The organism is Streptomyces kaniharaensis (assembly GCF_009569385.1).
In the GTDB taxonomy this organism is placed as follows: domain Bacteria; phylum Actinomycetota; class Actinomycetes; order Streptomycetales; family Streptomycetaceae; genus Kitasatospora; species Kitasatospora kaniharaensis.
This window is the reverse complement of record NZ_WBOF01000001.1, coordinates 1395306-1415787: the sequence shown is the minus strand read 5'-3', so window position 1 is coordinate 1415787 and position 20482 is coordinate 1395306. Positions and strand designations below refer to the sequence as shown.

At 73.5% G+C, this 20482-nt stretch carries 16 protein-coding genes; 3 read left to right on the top strand and 13 right to left on the bottom strand.

All coding sequences use genetic code 11. From position 1 onward, the window contains the following. Nucleotides 1-66: 66 nt before the first annotated feature. The 6 genes from F7Q99_RS06470 to F7Q99_RS06445 all read right to left on the bottom strand — a co-directional run bounded on the left by F7Q99_RS06470 (nt 67) and on the right by F7Q99_RS06445 (nt 6868). Nucleotides 67-258 carry a hypothetical protein gene (locus tag F7Q99_RS06470; protein ID WP_153460445.1) on the bottom strand — a complete coding sequence of 64 codons (192 nt, stop codon included), beginning with the start codon at nt 256-258 and terminating at the stop codon, nt 67-69. Nucleotides 259-441: 183 nt separating this feature from the next. Then, entirely contained in the window at nt 442-1395 is a 954-nt protein-coding gene (gene lipA / locus F7Q99_RS06465) for a lipoyl synthase (RefSeq protein WP_326846339.1), read from the bottom strand. 140 nt (nt 1396-1535) lie between these two features. After that, nucleotides 1536-2333 carry a lipoyl(octanoyl) transferase LipB gene (gene lipB, locus F7Q99_RS06460; protein ID WP_153460444.1) on the bottom strand — a complete coding sequence of 266 codons (798 nt, stop codon included), beginning with the start codon at nt 2331-2333 and terminating at the stop codon, nt 1536-1538. A gap of 145 nt (nt 2334-2478) precedes the next feature. Beyond that, a complete protein-coding gene (locus F7Q99_RS06455) occupies nt 2479-4413 on the bottom strand; it encodes a helix-turn-helix domain-containing protein (protein ID WP_153460443.1) in 1935 nt (644 codons plus the stop codon). 58 nt (nt 4414-4471) lie between these two features. Next, complete coding sequence (locus tag F7Q99_RS06450; RefSeq protein WP_153465875.1) at nt 4472-5845, bottom strand: MFS transporter; 1374 nt, start codon at nt 5843-5845, stop codon at nt 4472-4474. Between the two features lie 261 nt (nt 5846-6106). Further along, nucleotides 6107-6868 carry a 3-hydroxybutyrate dehydrogenase gene (locus F7Q99_RS06445; RefSeq protein WP_153460442.1) on the bottom strand — a complete coding sequence of 254 codons (762 nt, stop codon included), beginning with the start codon at nt 6866-6868 and terminating at the stop codon, nt 6107-6109. A gap of 311 nt (nt 6869-7179) precedes the next feature. Between F7Q99_RS06445 and F7Q99_RS06440 the strand changes: the two genes are divergently transcribed. Beyond that, nucleotides 7180-9054, top strand: a complete 1875-nt coding sequence (locus F7Q99_RS06440; protein ID WP_230210165.1) for a regulator — start codon at nt 7180-7182, stop codon at nt 9052-9054. A 238-nt stretch (nt 9055-9292) separates the two neighbouring features. Here the strand turns inward: F7Q99_RS06440 and F7Q99_RS06435 are convergent, their stop codons facing one another. Together F7Q99_RS06435 and F7Q99_RS06430 are read right to left on the bottom strand one after the other, a co-directional pair. Beyond that, the gene (locus tag F7Q99_RS06435) at nt 9293-10624 is read right to left on the bottom strand and encodes an FAD-dependent oxidoreductase (RefSeq protein WP_326846338.1); all 1332 of its coding nucleotides are present in this window, start codon (nt 10622-10624) and stop codon (nt 9293-9295) included. 385 nt (nt 10625-11009) lie between these two features. Further along, entirely contained in the window at nt 11010-11915 is a 906-nt protein-coding gene (locus F7Q99_RS06430; protein WP_153460440.1) for a TIGR01777 family oxidoreductase, read from the bottom strand. 95 nt (nt 11916-12010) lie between these two features. On the opposite strand from F7Q99_RS06430, the gene F7Q99_RS06425 reads away from it, so the two are divergent. Together F7Q99_RS06425 and F7Q99_RS06420 are read left to right on the top strand one after the other, a co-directional pair. After that, nucleotides 12011-12511, top strand: coding sequence for a GNAT family N-acetyltransferase (locus F7Q99_RS06425; RefSeq protein WP_153460439.1), 501 nt, complete (start codon nt 12011-12013; stop codon nt 12509-12511). 111 nt (nt 12512-12622) lie between these two features. Next, nucleotides 12623-13651: a DUF2510 domain-containing protein gene (locus tag F7Q99_RS06420; protein ID WP_195911003.1), complete on the top strand. Its 1029-nt coding sequence runs from the start codon at nt 12623-12625 to the stop codon at nt 13649-13651. Here F7Q99_RS06420 and F7Q99_RS06415 read toward each other — a convergent pair whose 3' ends face one another. The 5 genes from F7Q99_RS06415 to F7Q99_RS06395 all read right to left on the bottom strand — a co-directional run bounded on the left by F7Q99_RS06415 (nt 13652) and on the right by F7Q99_RS06395 (nt 20453). Beyond that, nucleotides 13652-14167: a DUF4240 domain-containing protein gene (locus tag F7Q99_RS06415; protein WP_153460437.1), complete on the bottom strand. Its 516-nt coding sequence runs from the start codon at nt 14165-14167 to the stop codon at nt 13652-13654. A 125-nt stretch (nt 14168-14292) separates the two neighbouring features. After that, nucleotides 14293-16050, bottom strand: a complete 1758-nt coding sequence (gene sucB, locus F7Q99_RS06410; RefSeq protein ID WP_153460436.1) for a 2-oxoglutarate dehydrogenase, E2 component, dihydrolipoamide succinyltransferase — start codon at nt 16048-16050, stop codon at nt 14293-14295. 55 nt (nt 16051-16105) lie between these two features. Next, nucleotides 16106-17512, bottom strand: a complete 1407-nt coding sequence (gene lpdA / locus F7Q99_RS06405; protein ID WP_153460435.1) for a dihydrolipoyl dehydrogenase — start codon at nt 17510-17512, stop codon at nt 16106-16108. 402 nt (nt 17513-17914) lie between these two features. After that, nucleotides 17915-19414, bottom strand: a complete 1500-nt coding sequence (locus F7Q99_RS06400) for a leucyl aminopeptidase (RefSeq protein WP_326846337.1) — start codon at nt 19412-19414, stop codon at nt 17915-17917. Nucleotides 19415-19673: 259 nt separating this feature from the next. After that, nucleotides 19674-20453 carry an adenosylcobinamide-GDP ribazoletransferase gene (locus F7Q99_RS06395; protein WP_326846336.1) on the bottom strand — a complete coding sequence of 260 codons (780 nt, stop codon included), beginning with the start codon at nt 20451-20453 and terminating at the stop codon, nt 19674-19676. Between the last annotated feature and the right edge of the window lie 29 nt (nt 20454-20482).

The window sequence follows — 20482 nt, the reverse complement described above, 5'->3', positions numbered from 1 at the left end:
TGCGCGGCGGCCCTCCGGCGCGGACAGTGACGGGTCGGCGACGGCCGGGCTCAGCCGCGGCCGGACTCAGCGGCGTGCGGACGTCACGCCGGCCCCGGCCCCGGCCGCCGGCACGTCGTTCCGGCGGTCCGCCGCGTACCGGCGGTTCTCGCAGACCGCCGCCCAGGCGTTGCGCCGGGCCTGTCGTTGGCCCCCGGCCATCAGAACGCTCTCGGCGAACCGCAGCGCCATCCCCACCGACCGGATCCGCAACCGCATCCCGAACAGCTCCTCTCGTGGCTGAGAAGAATCGAACGATCGCAACGAGTCCATCGTCACCACTTCGTGTTACCAGCCCGTGACCTGCCAGTCAAAGCCTGGTGAAGGCGAAAGGGCGGAGCCGAGGCTCCGCCCTTCGAATGGCCGTACGCGGCGCACAGCCGCATGGCGGCGCCGGCTGCGTCAGACCGCGGCCTGTGCGCGCCGCTCCAGCGCCTGCCGGTAGAGCCGGCCGGCCCGGTACGACGAACGCACCAGCGGGCCCGACATGACCCCGGCGAAGCCCAGCTCCTCGGCCTCCTGCTGGAGCTCGACGAACTCGTGCGGCTTCACCCAGCGCTCGACCGGGTGGTGGCGCAGCGACGGCCGCAGGTACTGGGTGATGGTGATCAGCTCGCACCCGGCACCCACCAGGTCGGCCAGCGCCTGGCTGACCTCCTCGCGGGTCTCGCCCATGCCGAGGATCAGGTTGGACTTGGTCACCAGCCCGGCCGCGCGGGCCTGGGTGATGACGTCCAGCGAGCGCTCGTAGCGGAACGCCGGACGGATCCGCTTGAAGATCCGCGGCACCGTCTCGACGTTGTGCGCGAGCACCTCGGGGCGCGAGGAGAAGACCTCGGCCAGCTGCTCCGGCACCGCGTTGAAGTCGGGGATCAGCAGCTCGACGCCGGTGCGGCCGCTCTCGCGGCCGGCCGTCATCTCGTGCACCTGGCGCACCGTCTCCGCGTACAGCCAGGCGCCGCCGTCCGGCAGGTCGTCGCGGGCGACGCCGGTGATGGTGGCGTAGTTGAGGTCCATGGTGACGATGGACTCGGCGACCCGGCGCGGCTCGTCGCGGTCGAACTCGGCGGGCTTGCCCGTGTCGATCTGGCAGAAGTCGCAGCGGCGGGTGCACTGGTCACCGCCGATGAGGAAGGTCGCCTCGCGGTCCTCCCAGCACTCGAAGATGTTGGGGCAGCCGGCCTCCTGGCAGACCGTGTGCAGCCCCTCCTTCTTCACCAGCGACTGGAGGGCGTTGTACTCCGGGCCCATCTTCGCGCGGGTCTTGATCCACTCGGGCTTCCGCTCGATGGGGGTCTCGCTGTTGCGGACCTCCAGGCGGAGCAGCTTCCTGCCGTCGGGCGCGACAGCGGACACGTGAGGCTCCTAGAACTAGACGGGGTACCCCCAGGGTACGCCTGTGGTTGTACGGCCTTCGCCGGGCCTACCGCCCTGCAATCGCAGGGCAACAGAGCTACCGGCCGGTAGATTCCCCGGGGTGCTCCCAGGACTGGGGCTCAGCGGTTGAGCGCCGGCTCGGGCAGCTCGGCGAGCACCTCCGCCAGGTGCCGCTCGACCACCGGCAGCGCCTCGCCGACGGGGAGGTCGCGGGTCAGCTCGTTGGAGAGCGAGGTGACGCCCGCGTCCCGGATGCCGCACGGCACGATCTTGTCGAAGAAGGTCATGTCCTGGGCGCAGTTCAGCGAGAAGCCGTGCATGGTGACCCCGCGGGCGACCCGCACACCGATCGCCGCGAGCTTCCGGTCGTCGCCGCGCTGCCCGGCGTTGGACGGCGCGTACTCGGGGCCGGCCAGCCGAGGGTCGATGCCCAGCGGCAGGCCCAACCGCAGGGTGAGCTTGCCGATGTCCACCACCTGGGCCGGATCCACCACCGCGTCCGGGATGGTGTCGCCCAGCACCCAGACCCCGCTGCGGCCCTCGACGCGGGTGGTCTCCACACCGAACGCGGAGCTGGCCCGGATCAGCGCCTCCTCCAGCCGGCGGACGTACGCGATGACGTCGATCGGGTCCGGCAGCTTGATGATCGGGTAGCCGACCAGCTGGCCGGGGCCGTGCCAGGTGATCTCCCCGCCCCGGTTGACCTCGACCACGGGCGTGCCGTCCAGCGGCAGGTCTGCGGGGTTGGTGCGCTTGCCCATCGTGTAGACGGACTGGTGCTCCAGCAGCAGCACGGTGTCGGGGATCTCGTCCGCGACCCGCAGCGCGTGCAGCCGCTGCTGCTCCTCCCAGGCCTCCTGGTAGGGCACGGTGCGCTCACCTATGCCCATCCGGACGAACCGCACGTTCTCGCTCATGCGCCCACCTTGCTCCGCTCGGCGGCCGCTTCGCGAGACGCGCCGCTCTTCATCGTCCGCTCGCTCCGCTCGCGCACCGATACCGCTCCTTGCCGGGCGTTCGAGACCAACCTCGCCACTGTACGCCCACGCCTCCTGCGGCGGTTCAGCCGCCCGAGAGCAGCTGCAGCCGCAGTGCCAGCCGGAGTTCGAGCGAGCGCTCCGGATGGTTCCAGTCCCGCCCGAGCAGTACCTCTACCCGGTCCAGCCGCTGCACGACGGTGTTCACGTGGACGTGCAGCTCGTCCTTGGCCCGGGTCAGGCTGCCGCCGCAGTCGAAGTACGCGCGCAGGGTGCGGACCAGCTCGGTGCCGCGCCGGGCGTCGTAGTCGAGCAGCGGGCCGAGCGTCGCGCCGACGAAGCCGTCCACGTCGTGACCGTCCCCGAGCAGCACCCCGAGGAAGCCGAGCGCCCGGGCCGAGGCGCCCTCCCCGGCACGGCCGAGCACTCGCAGCGCCCGCAGGCAGCGCAGGCCCTCGGCGTACGAGGCGGCCAGCGCCGGCGGCCCGGCGGCGGGTCTGCCCGCGCCGACGGTGACCGGGAACCCGGCCAGGCGGGCCAGGCGTTCGGCGGCCTGCCGGGCGGCGCCGTCGGGATCGCCGGCCTCCGGCACCAGGAGCACCACCGCGTCGCCGTGCTCGGCGCTGATGCCCCGGGAGCCGAACAGGTACCGCCCGGCCGCGCCCGCGAGCCGGCCGCGGTCGGCCGGTGCCATGGCGGGGGTGCCTGGGGCGCCGGCCGGTGCGGCTGGTTCGGCCGGCCCGGCGACCAGGACGACGTGCGGGCGCGCCAGGTCGACGCCGAGCCGTCGGCCGCGCGCGGTCAGCCCGGCCGGGTCGCGGTCGGGGGCGGTGAGCAGGTCGGTGAGCAGCTCGCCGCGGACCCGGTTCTCCGTCTCGGCCACCGAGCGGCGCAGCAGCAGGAGGAGCGCGGTGACCACGCCGGCCCGCTCGAACAGCCGCCGGTCGGCGTCGTCGAGGTCGGGCCGTCCGCGCAGCACCAGCGTGCCGAGCGCGTCCTGTCCGGCCAGGACGGCGCACACCCACAGCTCGCCGTGCCGTACGGACCGCCCCTCGGCCCGCGACGCGGCGACCGCCTCGGCGAGCGCGGCGGCGGGCGCGGGCCCTCCGGCCAGTGGCTCACCCTCGACGTCGAGTACGGCCGTCTCGCCGCCCAGCAGGGTCGCGACGGCGGCGGCGACGTCCGGCACCTCGGCGCCGCGCAGCACCAGGTCGGTGAGCCGGTCGTGGGCCTGCTCGGCGCGCTGGACGGCGGCGGAGTGGGCGCGGACCAGCTCGTTGGCGGTGTTGAGCTCGGCGAGCGCGGCCCGGGTGTCGGCCAGCGACTTGGCGGTGTCGAGGGCGATCGCGGCGTGCGCGGCCAGCGTGCAGAGCAGCGCGACCTCGTCGGGGGAGAAGGCGCGCGGCGAGCGGTCGGCGGCGAACAGCACGCCGATGACCCGCCCGCCGAGCAGCAGCGGCACGCCGATGATCGCCACCAGGCCCTCGTCGAGCACGCCCGCGTCGATGGTGTCGGTGTGGTGGAAGCGGTCGTCGGTGCGGTAGTCGGGCGTCGCGTACGGGCGGGCGGTCTGCGCGACGAGCCCGCCGAGGCCGTCGCCGAGGCCGAGCCGAAGGGTCTGGAAGAGGACGGAGACCGAGCCGTCGGTGACCCGCATGTAGGTGTCGCCCGCAGCCTCGTCCGGGAGCGTCAGGTAGGCGGTGTCGGTGCCGAGCAGCATCCGGGCCCGGCGGACGATCGCCTGGAGCACGGTGTCGAGGTCCCGGGAGGCGGCGAGGTCCCCGGCGGTGTCGAACAGTGCCGTCAACTCGGCTTCGCGGCGCCGGTGTTGACGAAGGGTGCGGTGCACGCGCAGGGCCTGCCAGGTGGCGTCGTCGATCTCGGTGAGCACGTCGGCCGGCGCCCCCTCGCGGCGGGCGTCGGCCAGCACGTCGGCGAAGGCCTCGGTGGCGGCGCCGGCGGCGAGCAGGTCGAGCAGCCGCCGCAGGGCGGGCGCGGCGCTGGCGTGCGGGTCGTTCATGGTGCGTGCCGCCAATCGGCGTCGGGTCCGAGGAAGCGCGATGGTAGCGGCTGGGCCGTCAGGCGGTGGCCGGTTCTCCGGCCGCGTCGACGGCCTCCGTCTCCACCTCCCCCTTCACGTCGGCCAGATCCTGCCCCCTGGTCTCCCGCCCGCACAGCACCGCGAGCACCGTCAGCGCCGCCGCGACGGCGACGTACACCGAGATCGGCGTCGCACTGCCGTAGTCCTTGAGCAGCGCCGTCGCGATCAGCGGAGCCGGCGCCCCTGCCACCACTGACGAGAACTGCGCCCCGATCGAGGCACCCGAGTACCGCATCCGCGTGGCGAACAACTCGGAGAAGAAAGCCGCTTGAGGCGCGTACATCGCACTGTGGAACACCAACCCGACCGTCACCGCGAGCAGCAGCGACCCGAACGACTTCGTGTCCACCAGCCCGAAGAAGACGAACGCCCAGACCCCCACCCCCGCCGCGCCCACCAGGTACACCGGCTTGCGTCCGACCCGGTCCGACAGCGCTCCGAACATCGGAATCAGCGCGAACTGGATCGCGGAGGCGATCAACACCGCGTTCAGCGCGGTCTGCTTGGAGAAGTGCGCATGCGTGACGGCGTAGGCCAGCACAAACGTGGTCATCACGTAGTACGAGATGTTCTCCGCCATGCGGGCACCCATGGCCACCAGCACCTCCCGCCAGTGATGCCGCAACACACTGACCAGCGGCGGCTGTTCGGCGATCTCCCTCTCCTTCTGGGCTGCCAACGCCTGCTGGAACAACGGGGATTCGTCCACCGCGAGCCGGATCCACATGCCGACCGCCACCAGCACCGCCGACATCAGGAACGGCACCCGCCAGCCCCACGCCAGGAACGCGTCGTCCGGCTGCACCGTCGTCATCAACGACAGCACGCCCGCCGCCAGCAGATTCCCCGCCGGTGCCCCACCCTGCGGCCACGACGCCCAGAACCCCCGCCGTCGCTGATCCCCGTGCTCCGACACCAGCAGCACGGCCCCGCCCCACTCCCCGCCGAGCGCGAACCCCTGCACCAGCCGCAACGCCGTCAGCAGCACGGGCGCCGCCACCCCGATCGCGTCGTACGTCGGCAGAACCCCGATCAGCGTGGTCGACCCGCCCATCAACAGCAGGCTCACCACCAGGAGCTTCTTCCGCCCGACCCGATCCCCGAAGTGCCCGAACACCAGGGCCCCGAGCGGCCGCGCCGCGAACCCGATCGCGTAGGTGAGGAACGACAGCAGCGTCCCCGTCAGCGGATCACTGTTCGGGAAGAACAACTTCCCGAACACCAGGGCGGCGGATGTTCCGTACAAGAAGTAGTCGTACCACTCAATCGTGGTCCCGATCAGACTGGCAGCCACCACTCTCGGCAGTGAGCGGCTCGCTGTCGGAGCGGGTGCGGATGCAGGGGCGGTCATGGTCACCACTTCCAGGCCGGGGAGACGATGTCGCCACAAGGTAGGAAGCGCCGGTCTCCGGGACTATGTGGCCAACCCACATAGTCACAAAGGCGGATATGACTGCGACGCCCATGGGGGGCGAAGGCGTGCTCGAGAATCGGAGCAGTCGAAGGCCCTTCCAGTCCGGCAGGTGACTGATCGGCCGTTTGGTGCTGCCCCTCGGCCTGCCGAGGGCAGCACCATCTACCTGCTGTCCGTCGCATTCCATCGGGCCCGGATTCAGTGCGCCGTCCACCCTCCGTCGACCGGGAGGCTGGCCCCCGTGATGTAGGAGGCGTGGGGGGTGCAGAGCCAGAGGGCCAGGTGGGCCACCTCGGCCGGGTCGATGAGGCGCTTGATGGCGGGGCGGGCGAGCGTGATCTGCCCCACCACCTCGTCCTCGGGGATGCCGTGGGCCTGGGCCTGGGCGGCGATCTGGCGCTCCACCAGGGGAGTTCGGACGTAGCCCGGGTTGATGCAGTTGCTGGTGACGCCGTACGGCGCGGCTTCCAGGGCGACGGTCTTGCTCAGGCCTTCCAGGGCGTGTTTGGCGGTCACGTAGGCGGACTTGAAGGCGCTGGCCCGCAGGCCGTGGACGGAGGAGATGTTGATGATCCGGCCCCACTCCCGCGCGTACATGTGCGGCAGGGTGCGGCGCAGGATGCGGAACGGGGCCTCGACCATGACGCGTTGGATGAGGGTGAACCGGTCGGGCGGGAACTCGTGCACGGGGGCGACGTGTTGGAGGCCGGCGTTGTTGACGACGATGTCGGCGTCGTCCGGCAGGGCGTCCACGGCCTCCGGGTCGGCGAGGTCCGCGACGACGGCGCGCCCGCCGATCCGCGCCGCGAGGGCCCGGGCCGGGGCGGCCGCGACGTCGACGACGTAGACCCGGGCGCCGGCCTCGGCGAGGGCCTCGGCGCAGGCCCGGCCGATGCCCGAGGCGGCCCCGGTGACCAGGGCCGTGCGGCCGTCGAGCGGGCGGGCTGAAGTGGTGTCCATGGTCGAGAACGGTAGGAATCCGGCAGCTTGGCTCCCAATGTGGTGGGCCGCTACAGCATCCTGGTGGACTGTGGTGGTCGTCGCCATGACGCTCGATCGACGGTTCGATCCCGGAAGGCCAAACCCATCCTGTCTCGGCTTCCCCACAATGGGCGCGGATGCTTCACCCGTTCGGAGGATTGCTCGGTCAGATCCGCCCATAGCGCCCGAATGCTCGCTACATTCACGCCGATTCCCGACAGGGGGCGCCGCCACGGGCAGCCGAAGTGCTGGTAGAGCCCGGTGCGGCGTCCGAGAGGTGTTGACTGACTATGCCCCAACGGCCTGCAACCGACAGCCCGGCGTACGGACCGCTCGACCCGCTCGGCCAGCACCGAGGGCCGATCGGCCGGGCCCTTTCGGACGCCCCTGACGCCCTGACCGCCGACGCCCTGACCGATGCCTCGGCCGCCGACGAGCTGCGGCTGCCCGAGCAGGCCCCCACCGACCGGCTCCAGTCCGGTGCGCCCGCGCCCGCCCGCGCGGCCGCCGCGTCAGCCTCCGGCCACTCCGGACCGGCCCCGCAGAACGGCCAGCTGGCCGCGCTGATCGAGGAGGCCGGCTTCTCCCACGCGGGCCTGGCCCGCCGGGTCGACCAGCTCGGCCTGGAGCACGGCCTCGACCTGCGCTACGACAAGACCTCGGTCACCCGCTGGCTGCGCGGCCAGCAGCCGCGCGGCGCCACTCCGGCGCTGATCGCCGAGGTCTTCACCCGCCGCCTCGGCCGCCGCCTCACCGCCCAGGACCTCGGCCTGGACGCCTGCGCCCCGGTCTACGCGGGCCTGGAGTTCGCCGAGACCCCTCAGGAGGCGGTGGACATCGTGGCGAGCATGTGGCGCAAGGACATCGGCCCGCAGTCCGAGCTGCGCCGGATCGCCTTCACCCCGGCCGGCCTGGTCGTGCCCAGCCGGGACTGGCTGATCGGCCGCACCGACGAGCGGGTCGCCCGGGACGGCTCCACCCTGGCCCGCCCGGACGCCGCCACCGGGCCACCGCCCGCCGGAGGGCCCACGAACGCCACGAACAGCCCGAACAACCCCAACACGCACACCGCGCCCGGCGCGACGGCCACGAGCCCGGCGCGCGTCCAGGCCTCAGGTGCGCCCGGCTCCCGCACGACGGCCGCCCCAGGGGCCGCGGGCGCCCACTCCCTCAGTCGCGTGCCCAGCCAGAGCCGCCGCCCGCCGGCCGTCGTAGAGCCGCCGCACGCCGACCCGACCCGCGAGCAGCGCCCCGCCCTGCGCGTCGGCCGCGGCGACATCGCTGCCATCCGCGCCGTCGGGGACCTCTTCCGCGCGCTCGACCACGCCTACGGCGGCGGGCACGCCCGCCAGGCCCTGGTCCGCTACCTGGAGAGCGAGGCCGAGCCGATGCTGCGCGGCCGGTACGGCGAGCAGATCGGCCGGGCCCTGTTCGGCGCGGTCGCCGACCTGACCAGGCTGGCCGGCTGGACGTCCTTCGACATCGCCGCCCACGGCCTCGCCCAGCGCTACTTCGTCCAGGCACTGCGCCTCTCCCAGGCCGCGGGCGACCGCGCCCTCGGCGGGTACGTGCTGGTGACGATGAGCCAGCAGGCCGTCCACCTCGGCCACGGCCGGGAGGCGGTCCAGCTGGCCCGCGTCGCGCAGCAGGGCGTGGGCACCGCCGTGCCGCCCGTCGTCCAGTCGCTGCTGCACGCCGCCGAGGCGCGCGGGCACGGCCTGCTGGGCGACGTCCGGGCCTGCACCACCGCCCTGGTGCGCTCCGAACGGTCCCTGGCCGCCGCCCGCACCGGTGACGAACTGCCGCCCTGGGCGCGGTACTTCGACGAGGCCCAGCTCTCCGACGAGTTCGCCCACTGCTACCGCGACCTTCAGCAGTGGCGCACCTCCGCCCAGCACGCCGAGAAGTCGCTGCGGCTGCGCTCACCCGCCTACGCCCGCAGCCGGATCTTCTGCCGGCTGGTGCTGGCCACGGCCAGGCTCGGCATGGGCGACCTCGACGAGGCCTGCACGATGGCCACCGACGCGCTGCGGGCGGCGGGGGAGATGCGCTCGGCCCGGTCGCTGGAGTACGTCCGGGACTTCCACCGCCGCCTGACGCCGTACCGGGGCAGCCCGGTGGCCCGCGCGTTCGAGGAAACGGCCCGCCAGGCAGGGGTGATCTGACCTACCGGATCCGACCTGCCGGACGGGCGACGGCGGGACGTGACGCAGGGCCGAGTGCACACCAGCTCCCGGCCCGCACCCGCGGCCGCCTCCGAACGCCATTGAGCCGGTCCCGGTAGACCAGCACGCCGACCCCGAGGGCGACCGCGGGCGCCACCAGCCGCGCGGCGCCCGCCTGTGACGGCGAGCGGGCGCCAACGATCCGAGAAGTGGCCGGACCGGCAGCCACGGAGCGGCTCTACGCCGCCGCCTCAGCCGCCCGGGCGTCGGCCGGCAGCCCGAGGTCGCGCAGCACCGCCTGCGCCGCCCGCCGCCCGGAGACCAGCGCGCCCTGCACGGTGCTGGTGTCCCTGTGGTCGCCGGCCACGTACAGCCCGGCCAGCACCCGCACCGGCCGCCGCGGGTTGTGAGGCGGCGGCATGGCGGGAAGCGCATCCGGGACGTGCCGCACGCTGAGGAACTGCCAGCCCCGGGTCGACGTCCCGTACAGCTCGGCGAGCTTGGCCCTGACCGCCGGTTCCAGCCCGGCCGGGCCGCCCGCGTCGAACGAGCGCCGCCCGAGCACGGTGGTCGCGATCAGCGCCTGCCCGGAAGGGGCGTACGAGGGGTGCAGCTCGCTGAGCACCAGTGAGTGCGAGACCAGCGGCGGGTGGCCGCCGGGCCGGTCGGCGTCCAGCAGCAGGACGGCCTCGCTCAGCGGGGCGCGGTCGGCCGCGTGGTAGAAGGTGGTGACGGGGTGGAAGTCCGGCAGCCGCAGCCCCGGCAGGAGGTCGACGGCGGAGCGCGCGTCGGTCGCGACGAGCACGGCCTGCGCGCCGATCCGGCCGTGCCGGGCGGTCTCCACGCCGTCCGCGGCGATCGCGGTGACCTGGACCCCGGTGCGCACGGTGCCGGCGGGCAGCGCGGCGGCCAACTGGGCCGGCACGGCCGCGATTCCGCCGGCGGGCAGGCAGAGCCGGCCGCGCGCGTAGCAGCGCAGCACCAGTTCGGCGATCCGGCTGCTGGTGCCGAGGGCCGGGTCGCCGAGCAGGGCGCTGAGCAGCGGCCGCAGGAAGCCGTCGACGGTGCGCGGCGCGAGCCCGTGGCCGGTGAGCGCGCGGGCCGTGGTGGTCTCCGGGCGGGCCTGGATCCGGGTGGCCGGGGTGGCGGCGAGCCGGGCGAGCCAGCTGCCGAGCCGGGCCTTGTCGAGCGGACTGCCGAGCGGGGCCCGGGTGGCGGCCTGCCGGGCGGTGGTGAGTTGCGGGTCCCCGGCGCGGTACCGGCGGCCGGCACTGTGCACGAGTACGCCGGGCGCGAGCGGGCGCAGGTCCAGGCGGTCGAGGTCGAGCGCGTGGCGCAGTTCGGGGAACGCGGTGTTGAGCAGATGGTTGCCGTCGTCGAGCCGGAATCCGTCCAGCTCGCGGGTGGCCGTACGGCCGCCGATCCGGTCGCTGCTCTCCAGGAGCTGGACGGTGAGGCCCTGGCCGGTGAGCGCGCGGGCGGCGGCCAGGCCCGCGAGTCCGGCGCCCACCACGACGACGTCAGGGTCGGACGGTCGGCGGGCGCGGCGAGTGAAGTCGTACGTGGGCACTGGCGTGCTCCCTCCCTGGTTCCGGGGCTCCGGCCGACGCGGGCAGCGAGGTGCCGGGCACGGTCCGACGATGTGATGCCCAGTCAGTATGGGTGTCAGACAAGCGCATCGGACCGATCCGGTTCCCGGAAAGGTTTGGGCGGGGGCACGGTCACGGACTGTGCGCCGCGGCGGCCGGTTCGGGGGTCGGCGGGCGCGTACGGTCACTGGGGGCGTGAAGCGCGCCCGCCGCGTGCTCCCGTGCGCCCCCGCCCCGAGCCCCGTCCGACCCCCGCCCGGCATATGCCCCTGGCCAGGGCGAATGCCGTAGCCGCGATACGCCACCGGGCTACAGCACCCCCGCGCCACGCCACCGGCTACAGCACCCCCGCGGCACACACCCGGGCTACAGCGCCGCGCGCACCGCCGCGTCCACGTCCGGGTGCGCGAAGCGGAACCCGGCGTCCAGCAGGCGCCGCGGCACCACCCGGTGGCTGCCGACGACCTCGATCGCCAGCTCGCCGAGCACCGCCTTCAACACCGCCTCCGGGACGGGGAACGGGGTCGGCCGCCCCAGCGCGCGCCCGAGGGCCGCGGTCAGCTCGGCGTTGGTCACCGGCTCGGGCGCGGTGAGGTTGAAGGCGCCGGAGAGGTCCTCCCGGTCGATCAGGAGGCGCAGCGCGGCGATCTCGTCGGCGAGCGAGATGAAGCTCCAGTACTGCCGCCCGTTCCCGAGCCGCCCGCCCAGGCCCAGCCGGAAGAGCGGGAACAGCCGCCCGCCGGCCCCGCCGGAATCGGAGAGCACCAGCCCGGTGCGCGGGTGGACCACCCGGATCCCGGCCCGCTCGGCCGGCCGGGCGGCGGCCTCCCACTCCACGCAGACCTCCGCCAGGAAGTCGTCGCCGGCAGGGGAGTCCTCGTCGATCACGCGGTCGCCGGTCTGCCCGTACACGCCGACCGCGGAGGCGCTGACGAGGACCCGGGGCGGCTCCTTGAGTTCGGCCAGCGCGGCCGCGATCGTCTCGGTGCCGAGCACCCGGCTCTCCCGGATCTCCCGCTTGTAGGCGTCCGTCCAGCGGTGGTCGCCGACCCCGGCGCCGGCCAGGTGCGCGACGGCCTCGACGCCCTCCAGCCCGGCCCGGTCGACCTGGCCGAGCAGCGGGTTCCAGCCGATCGCGGTCGTACCGTCCGGCTGCGGGCCGGTCCTGGACCGGTGCCGGACGAGCCGCACCACCTCGTGACCGTCCGCCAGCAGGGAGCGGACGAGTGCCGAACCGATCAATCCCGTGGAGCCTGTGACAGCGATGCGCATGCGCCCATCCTCGCAGTTCTTGATTCCCGCGCCCCTTCAATGGGCGGGAGTTAATGGGTGGGAGGGGTCGGAGCCCCTCTCCTAGGCTGACGCGCATGAGCCACGACGATCTGATCATCCGACCAGCGAAGCCCGAGGACGAACGCGAGCTCGCCGTTCTCGACCGCGCCTCCTGGTCCACCCTCTCCGACGTCTCCCCGCAGCCGCGCGAGGAGGCGGACGGCGTGTTCGACGAGCGGCACACCCCGGACCAGTACCTGCTCGCCCTCGCCGACGGCCGGATCGTCGGCTACGTGCGCCACGTCCCGCCCACCCCGCTGGCCACCAACCGGCACGTCCGCCAGATCCAGGGACTGGCGGTGGACACCGCGGCCCGCGGCCGGGGCATCGGCCGGAAGCTCGTCGAGGCCGCCTGCGAGGCGGCGAGGGCCGACGGCGCGCGCAGGATGACCCTGCGGGTGCTCGGCTGGAACGCCCCGGCGCGCCGTCTCTACGAGAGCTGCGGTTTCGTCGTCGAGGGCTCGCTCGCCGAGGAGTTCGTGATCGACGGGACGTACGTCGACGACATCCTGATGGCCCGCTCCCTGTCGGACTGAGCCGCGGCTCGTCGGCACGCACCTGACGGAGCGTCAGATGTGCGCGGGTGGTGCAGAGTCGTGACGCACCCGCTCTGTCTGGAGCGGCATCCCGCCGGGTACGGTACGCCCGTGAGCAACTCGACGCCTCCCGGGTGGTACCCGGTACCGGGTGCGGACGGCACGGCCGGTCACGAGCGCTGGTGGGACGGCAACGCCTGGACCGCCGACGTCCGCCCGCTCCAGGGCGGCGCGGCCCAGCTCGCCGACGCCCCGACCCAGGGCTGGCAGCCCCCGGCGCAGACCCCGCCCGGATACGGCTACGGAGGCCCACCGCAGGGCGGCGCCGGCTACGGGTACCCGGGCCCCCAGGCCCCGGGCTACGGCTACCCGGGACCCCAGCCGGGGTACGGCTACCCGCCGCCGTCCGGATCGGGCCGGGTGAACCCCGGCGTGGTCATCGGCATCGTGCTGGCCGTCCTCACCGTCGCCGGCGTGATCCTCGTCCTCACGCTCAACAGCGACGGCTCCCCGTCGGCCGATCCGACCCCGAACCCGACGGTGACGGCCACCGGGAGCGCGAGCCCCAGCCCGAGCCCGACCTACCGCCTGCCCACCACGGTGCCGACGCCCACGCTGCCCGCGCCCAAGCCCGCGCCGGTCCTCAAGAGCACCGTGCCTGACTCCCAGCACGCGATCACCATCCCCGTCTTCGACGGCTGGGACGCGTCGACCATCGGCACGAGGTCGACGGTCTCCCTCGGCACCGGCCGCTACACCTGCTCGGACGGCAACTCCTGCATCCGCGGCCAGTTCGCGGTCGAGAAGGACACCGCCCAGGGGGCCACCGCCAAGGCCGCCGCCGAGGCCACCATGCCCGGCTACGCGGGCAAGATCTTCACCGGGATCACCTCGCACACCGACTCCGGCTCCGGCTACGTCACCGTGGCGGGCGTCCTCGGCTACGCCTCCCGCTGGCACGTCCGCACCTCGGACGGCACCCAGGGCTACGTCCTGCTGGCCGCCGTCCCGGCCAAGGGCGGCGGGTACGTGGTGTTCGAGGGCGGCGTGGACGACGACCCGGCCGCGCCCGACGCCTCGGTGCTGGACCAGATCCTCAAGGGCATCAAGCAGGACAGCTCGTCCGCCGGCACCACCTGATCATTCCCCGTAGCGCTCCCAGAGCTTGGGAAACCGTTTCGCCATGACGTCCGGGTCGTCGAAGTCCAGCGACGCCCCGGACGGCCGGCCCGCCTGCCGCCCGCCCACCTCGGGCAGCGGCAGTCCGGTCAGCTGCTCGTACGCCTCGTCGGCGGCGTAGCCGAGGTCCTCGGCCTCGCCGTCCTCCTCCTCGTCGAACTCGGGCAGCAGGTCCGCCAGGTCGTCCGGGTCGTGCAGCCCGCCCTCGAACACGTCCCGGCCCTGGCCGATCAGCCAGCAGCGGAAGAAGTCGAAGGTGTCCTCGGAGGCGCCGTCGAGCAGCAGGTAGGCGGCGCCCCACAGGTCGTACCGGTAGGCGCGCTGGAACCGGGCCTCGAACAGCCGGGCGAAGTCGATCACGTCGTCCGGTGTCAGCTGGACGAGGCGCTCCACCAGCCGGTCTGCCTGCTCGTCGGGGTCGCCCTCGGCGGCCTCCCGGGTCTCGTCGATGATCTGCCAGAAGTCGGTCTCGTCCATCACCGCTCCAGCATCCCCGTTCGCCCGCCTCCTCGCATGCCATGGCCCGGCGAAACGCCAGGGCGAATACGGCGGAACCCCGCGCCGCCCGAAGGCGACACGGGGTTCCGTACGACCGTGACGGGTCAGAGGCCGAGCTCGACCTCGAACTCGCCGGCCTCCAGGATCTCCTTGACCGCGACCAGGTAGCGGGCGGCGTCGGCGCCGTCCACCAGGCGGTGGTCGTAGGAGAGCGACAGGTAGGTCATGTCGCGGATGCCGATGGCGGTGCCGCCGTCGGACTCGATGACCACCGGGCGCTTGACGGTGGCGCCGATGCCCAGGATGGCGGCCTGGTTCGGCGGCACGATCACGGTGTCGAACAGCGCACCGCGCGAGCCGGTGTTGCTGATGGTGAAGGTGGCGCCGGACAGCTCGTCCGGGGTGATCTTGCTGTCGCGGACCTTGGCGGCCAGCTCGGCGGTCTTCTTGGAGATACCGGCGATGTTGAGGTCGCCCGCACCCTTGATGACCGGGGTCATCAGACCCTTCTCGGAGTCCACCGCGATACCGATGTTCTCGGTGTCGAAGTAGGTGATGGTGCCCTCGGCCTCGTTGATCCGGGCGTTGACGACCGCGTTGGTCTTCAGCGCCTGGGCGGCGGCCTTGACGAAGAACGGCATCGGGGAGAGCTTGACGCCCTCGCGGGCGAGGAAGCCGTCCTTGGCCTTGGCGCGCAGCGACATGATCTTGGTGACGTCCACCTCGACCACGCTGGTCAGCTGGGCCTGCTCGTGCAGGGCCTTCATCATGTTGTCGCCGATGACCTTGCGCATGCGGGTCATCTTGACCGTCTGGCCGCGCAGGGCGGACGGCGCGGCGGCGGCCTTCGGCGCGGCGGCCGGGGCGGCAGCGGCGGCCGGGGCCGGAGCGGCCTTGGCGGCCTCCGCGGCGGCGATGACGTCCTGCTTGCGGATGCGGCCGCCGACACCGGTGCCGGTGACGGCCGACAGCGCGATGCCGTGCTCGGCGGCGAGCTTGCGCACCAGCGGGGTGACGTAGGCCTCGCCCTCGTCGGCCACCGGGGCGGCGGGGGCGGCGGGGGCGACCGGAGCCGGAGCGGCCACCGGGGCCGGAGCGGCCGGGGCGACCGGAGCCGGAGCGGCGGCGACCGGGGCCGGAGCAGCCGGAGCGGCAGGGGCGACGGGGGCCGGAGCCGGGGCAGCTGGGGCCGGGGCGGCGACCGGAGCCGGAGCGGCAGCCGGGGCCGGAGCGGCAGCGGCGGCACCCGGGGCACCGATCAGCGCGAGCTGGGCGCCGACCTCGGCGGTCTCGTCCTCGCCGACGAGGATCTTGACGACGACACCGGCGACCGGCGACGGGATCTCGGTGTCGACCTTGTCGGTGGAGACCTCGAGCAGCGGCTCGTCGACCTCGACCGTCTCGCCCTCGGCCTTCAGCCAGCGGGTGACGGTGCCCTCGGTGACCGACTCGCCCAGCGCGGGCAGCAGGACCGGGGTGGCGTCGCCGGCCGGAGCGGCCGCGGCGGCCGGGGCGGCGACCGGGGCCGGAGCCGGAGCGGCGGCCGGAGCCTCGGCCACCGGGGCCGGGGCGGCGGCGGGCGCGGCCTCGGCGGCCGGGGCGGGGGCCGCGACCGGGGCGCCGGTGCCGTCGTCGATGATCGCCAGCTCGGCGCCGACCTCGACGGTCTCGTCCTCGCCGACCTTGATCGCGGCCAGGATGCCGGAAGCCGGCGCCGGGATCTCGGTGTCGACCTTGTCGGTCGAGACCTCGAGCAGCGGCTCGTCGACCTCGACACGCTCACCCTCGGCCTTCAGCCAACGGGTGACGGTGCCCTCGGAAACGCTCTCGCCCAGCGCGGGCAGTGTTACTGAGACCGCCATGGTTTCAGCGACTCCTATCAAGTCTTGCGTACTGGAAATGGGGGGTGGGGCGCGATCAGTCGTGCGCGTGCAGCGGCTTGCCGGCCAGCGCCAGGTGCGCCTCGCCGAGGGCCTCGGACTGGGTCGGGTGCGCGTGGATGAGCTGCGCGACCTCGGCCGGCAGCGCCTCCCAGTTGTAGATCAGCTGAGCCTCGCCGACCTGCTCGCCCATGCGGGCGCCGACCATGTGGACGCCGACCACGGCGCCGTCCTTGACCTGGACGAGCTTGATCTCGCCGGCGGTCTTCAGGATCTTGCTCTTGCCGTTGCCGGCCAGGTTGTACTTGAGGGTGACGACCTTCTCCTTGCCGTACAGCTCGACGGCCTTGGCCTCGGAGATGCCGACGGAGGCCACCTCGGGGTTGGAGTAGGTCACGCGCGGGACGCCGTCGTAGTCGATCGGCATCGGCTTGAGGCCGGCCAGGCGCTCGGCGACGAGGATGCCCTCGGCGAAGCCGACGTGGGCCAGCTGCAGGGTCGGGGCGAGGTCGCCGACGGCCGAGATGGTGGGCACGTTGGTGCGCATGTACTCGTCGACCAGGACGTAGCCGCGGTCCATCGCGACGCCGTTCTCCTCGTAGCCGAGGCCGGCCGAGACCGGGCCGCGGCCGATGGCGACGAGCAGCAGGTCGGCGTCGATCTGCTTGCCGTTCTCGGTGGAGACGCGGACACCGGTCTCGGTGTACTCGACGCCCGAGAAGCGGGCCTTCAGCTCGAACTTGATGCCGCGCTTGCGGAACGCGCGCTCCAGCAGCTTGGAGGAGTTCTCGTCCTCCAGCGGGACGAGGTGCGGCAGCGCCTCGACGATGGTGACCTCGACGCCGAAGGACTTCCAGACCGAGGCGAACTCGACGCCGATCACGCCGCCGCCGAGGATGACGGCCGACTTCGGGATGCGGTCGAGCTTGAGGGCGTGGTCCGAGGAGATGACGCGGTTGCCGTCGATCTCCAGGCCCGGGATCGAACGCGGCACGGAGCCGGTCGCGAGGACGATGTGGCGGCCCTCGATGCGCTGGCCGTTGACGTCCACCGAGGTCTGCGAGGAGAGCTTGCCCTCGCCCTGGATGAAGGTCACCTTGCGGGAGGCCACCAGGCCCTGCAGGCCCTTGTACAGGCCGGCGATGACGTCGTCCTTGTACTTGTGGACGCCGTTGATGTCGATGCCCTGGAAGGTGGCCAGCACGCCGAACTCGGCGGCCTCCTTCGTCTCGTCGGCGATCTCCGCCGCGTGCAGCAGGGCCTTGGTCGGAATGCAGCCGCGGTGCAGGCAGGTGCCGCCCAGCTCACCCTTCTCGACCAGGGCAACCTTCAGGCCCAGCTGAGCGGCGCGGAGCGCCGCGGCGTAACCGCCGCTTCCGCCTCCGAGAATGACTACGTCGAAAACGGTGCTGGCGTCGTTCGCCACGTCACGTCCTCCATGCAATGGGGTGTGGATCGCCGGGCCGGTCACGGTCCGGTGGGTCGGAAGCCCTTGTGGGGCGCCCAGTCGTGCCGGAAATACATCTTCGCACTTGTTCGCGGCCGCTGATGTCCGGGTCCACGCCAGGGGTGTCCCCCCGGGTGGTCACCGGGGTGCGAACACCCCCGACGGAAGGGCATCATCGCAGCTCAGTGCGGTGTTGGCAGCCGCCGGACGGGCGCCGTAGACGGGCCCGGGCGCGGCGGCTTCCACAGTATGGAACAAAGTTTCGCCCGCAGCGAACAGGGGTGCGGACCTGCGCCGGGCCCTACTTGCGGGTAACCACGCCGGAACGCCGACGGGGCCCGGCGCACACGCGCCGGGCCCCGTCGAAGCGGGTGCCGGGTCGGGCCCTACGGCCGGGGATCAGCCCTTGGCCGCGGTCTGCTCCGCGTAGCGGACCAGGGTGCGCACCGCGCTCCCGGTGCCGCCCTTCGGGGTGTAGCCGAACGGCGCGCCCTCGTGGAACGCCGGGCCGGCGATGTCCAGGTGGGCCCAGTCGGTGCCCTCGGTCACGAACTCCTTCAGGAACAGACCGGCCACCAGGCCGCCGCCCATCCGCTCGCCCATGTTGGACAGGTCGGCGATGGTCGACTCGGTCATGCCCTTGCGCAGGTCGGCCGGCAGCGGCATCGGCCAGGACTGCTCGCCCGCCTCGCCCGCGATGGTGTGCAGGGCGTCGCGCAGACCGTCGTTGTTGGACATCACGCCGAAGGTGCGGTTGCCCAGGGCCAGCACCATGGCGCCGGTCAGGGTGGCCACGTCGACGATGACGTCCGGCTTCTCCTCGCCGGCCCGCACGATCGCGTCGGCCAGCACCAGGCGGCCCTCGGCGTCGGTGTTCAGCACCTCGACGGTCTTGCCGCCGTACATGCGCAGCACGTCGCCCGGGCGGGTGGCGGAGCCGGACGGCATGTTCTCGGCCAGCGCCAGCCAGGCGGTGATGTTGACGACCAGGCCGAGGCGCTTGGCCGCGACCACGGCGGCGAACACGGCGGCGGCGCCGGACATGTCGCACTTCATGGTCTCGTTGTGGCCGGCCGGCTTCAGCGAGATGCCGCCCGAGTCGTAGGTGATGCCCTTGCCGACGAACGCCAGCGTGGCCTTGGCCTTCGGGTGGGTGTAGGCCACCTTCACCAGCCGCGGCGGGTTGGCCGAGCCGCCGCCGACGCCCAGCAGGCCGCCGAAGCCGCCCTTGGTCAGGGCCTTCTCGTCCAGCACCTCGACCTTGAGGCCGTGCTCCTTGCCGGCCGCCTGGGCGATCGCGGCGAAGCTCTTCGGGTTCAGGTCGTTCGGCGCGGTGTTGATCAGGTCGCGGGCGCGGTTCATCTCCTCGCCGACCGCGACGGCGCGCTCCACAGCGGCCTTGCTGTCCTTGCTGCCCTTGCGCGGGGCCAGCACGACCAGCTCGCCGACCGGCTCCTTGCCGTTGCCGTTGCCCTTGTAGGTGCCGAAGGCGTACGAGCCGAGCAGACCGCCCAGCGCGACGGCCTCGACCTCGTCCGCGGACTCGGCCGGCAGGGCCAGCGCGGCCTTCTTGGCACCGGCCAGGGTGCGGGCGGCGACACCGGCGGCGCGGCGCAGCGTCTCCAGCTCGTAGCGGTCCTCGGCCGCATCGCCGAGGCCGACCGCGAGCACGAGCGCGGCCTTCAGGCCGGCGGGGGAGGGGACCTTGACGGCCTCGCCCTCGGCGCCGCTCGCGCCCAGGGTGGTGAGGACCTCGGCCAGCTTGCCCTCGAACGCCTCGTTCACGGCCTCGGTACCGGGGGCCAGCACGATGCCCTTCGGTCCCTTCGCGACACCGACCACCAGGGCGTCCGCGCGCAGCGAGGCGGCGGAGGAGGTGCTCACAGACAATGCAGTCACGTAATGCGTCCTGTTCTTCAGCGGTCCACGGCCGGTCGCGGCGAGGTGCCGCACCGGCGCAGCCCGGCGGGCGTCACGGCCGTCCCGCCGTCGCGGGCCGGGTCCGGGGCCCCTGGTGTGCGCGGCCGCGATCGGCGGACACGCACACCAGAGGCCCCGGCTCCTCGGTACGCGCCGGGCGGGCAGGACCTGCGACGGTGCAGGGCTGCGGTGCTCCCCGCATGGTAGTCCGCATGCTGGGATCACGCGCCGCCCGGTGTCAGCCGAGCAACGCCAGGGCGAACAGCGAGCAGGTCGCGGCGGTCTCGGCCATGGCGCCGAGCACGTCCCCGGTGATTCCGCCGAACCGTCGCACGCAGCGGCGCAGCAGCAGCCAGGAGCCGCCCGTGCCGAGCGCAACGGCTGCCGGGAGGCGGAGAGCAGACGATCCGTCAAGCGCGCCGAGGGCGGCGAGGGTGAGCGCCGCGGCGGCCGTCCCGGCCACCGCCGCCGGCGGGGTGACGGTGCTTGCGACCATCGCCCCGAGCCCGCCCGGCCGGGCGGGCGGCACCGACCGCAGACAGCCCCAGGCGAGCGCGCACCGCGCGGCCACCGCGGAGGCGAGCACCGCGAGCGCTCCGCGTCCGGTGGAGGCGTCGAACTGCCCGGCCAGCGCGGCGACCTGGGCGAGCAGCACGAGAACGAGGGTGAGTACGCCGAACGGGCCGATGTCGGACTGCTTCATGATGCGCAGCGCGTCCTCGGCCGGCTTGCCGCTGCCCAGCCCGTCGGCGACGTCCGCCAGCCCGTCCAGGTGCAGGCCGCGGGTCAGGGCGGCCAGCACCCCCACCGCCGTCACCGCTGCGAGCAACCCGCCGGCCCGCCACGCCACCAGCGCTCCCGCACCGGCCGCGACCGCGCCGAGCACCAGCCCCACAGCCGGCGCGGTCACCATCGCCCGCCCGCCGGCCGCGCGATCCCACCGCTCGACCCGCACCCGCAGCACGGACAGCGTCCCGAAGCCGAACCGCAGCCCCTCGGCCCAGCTGGCGCCCTTCACGACGTACTTCCTCCGTAGCCGGGTGACCC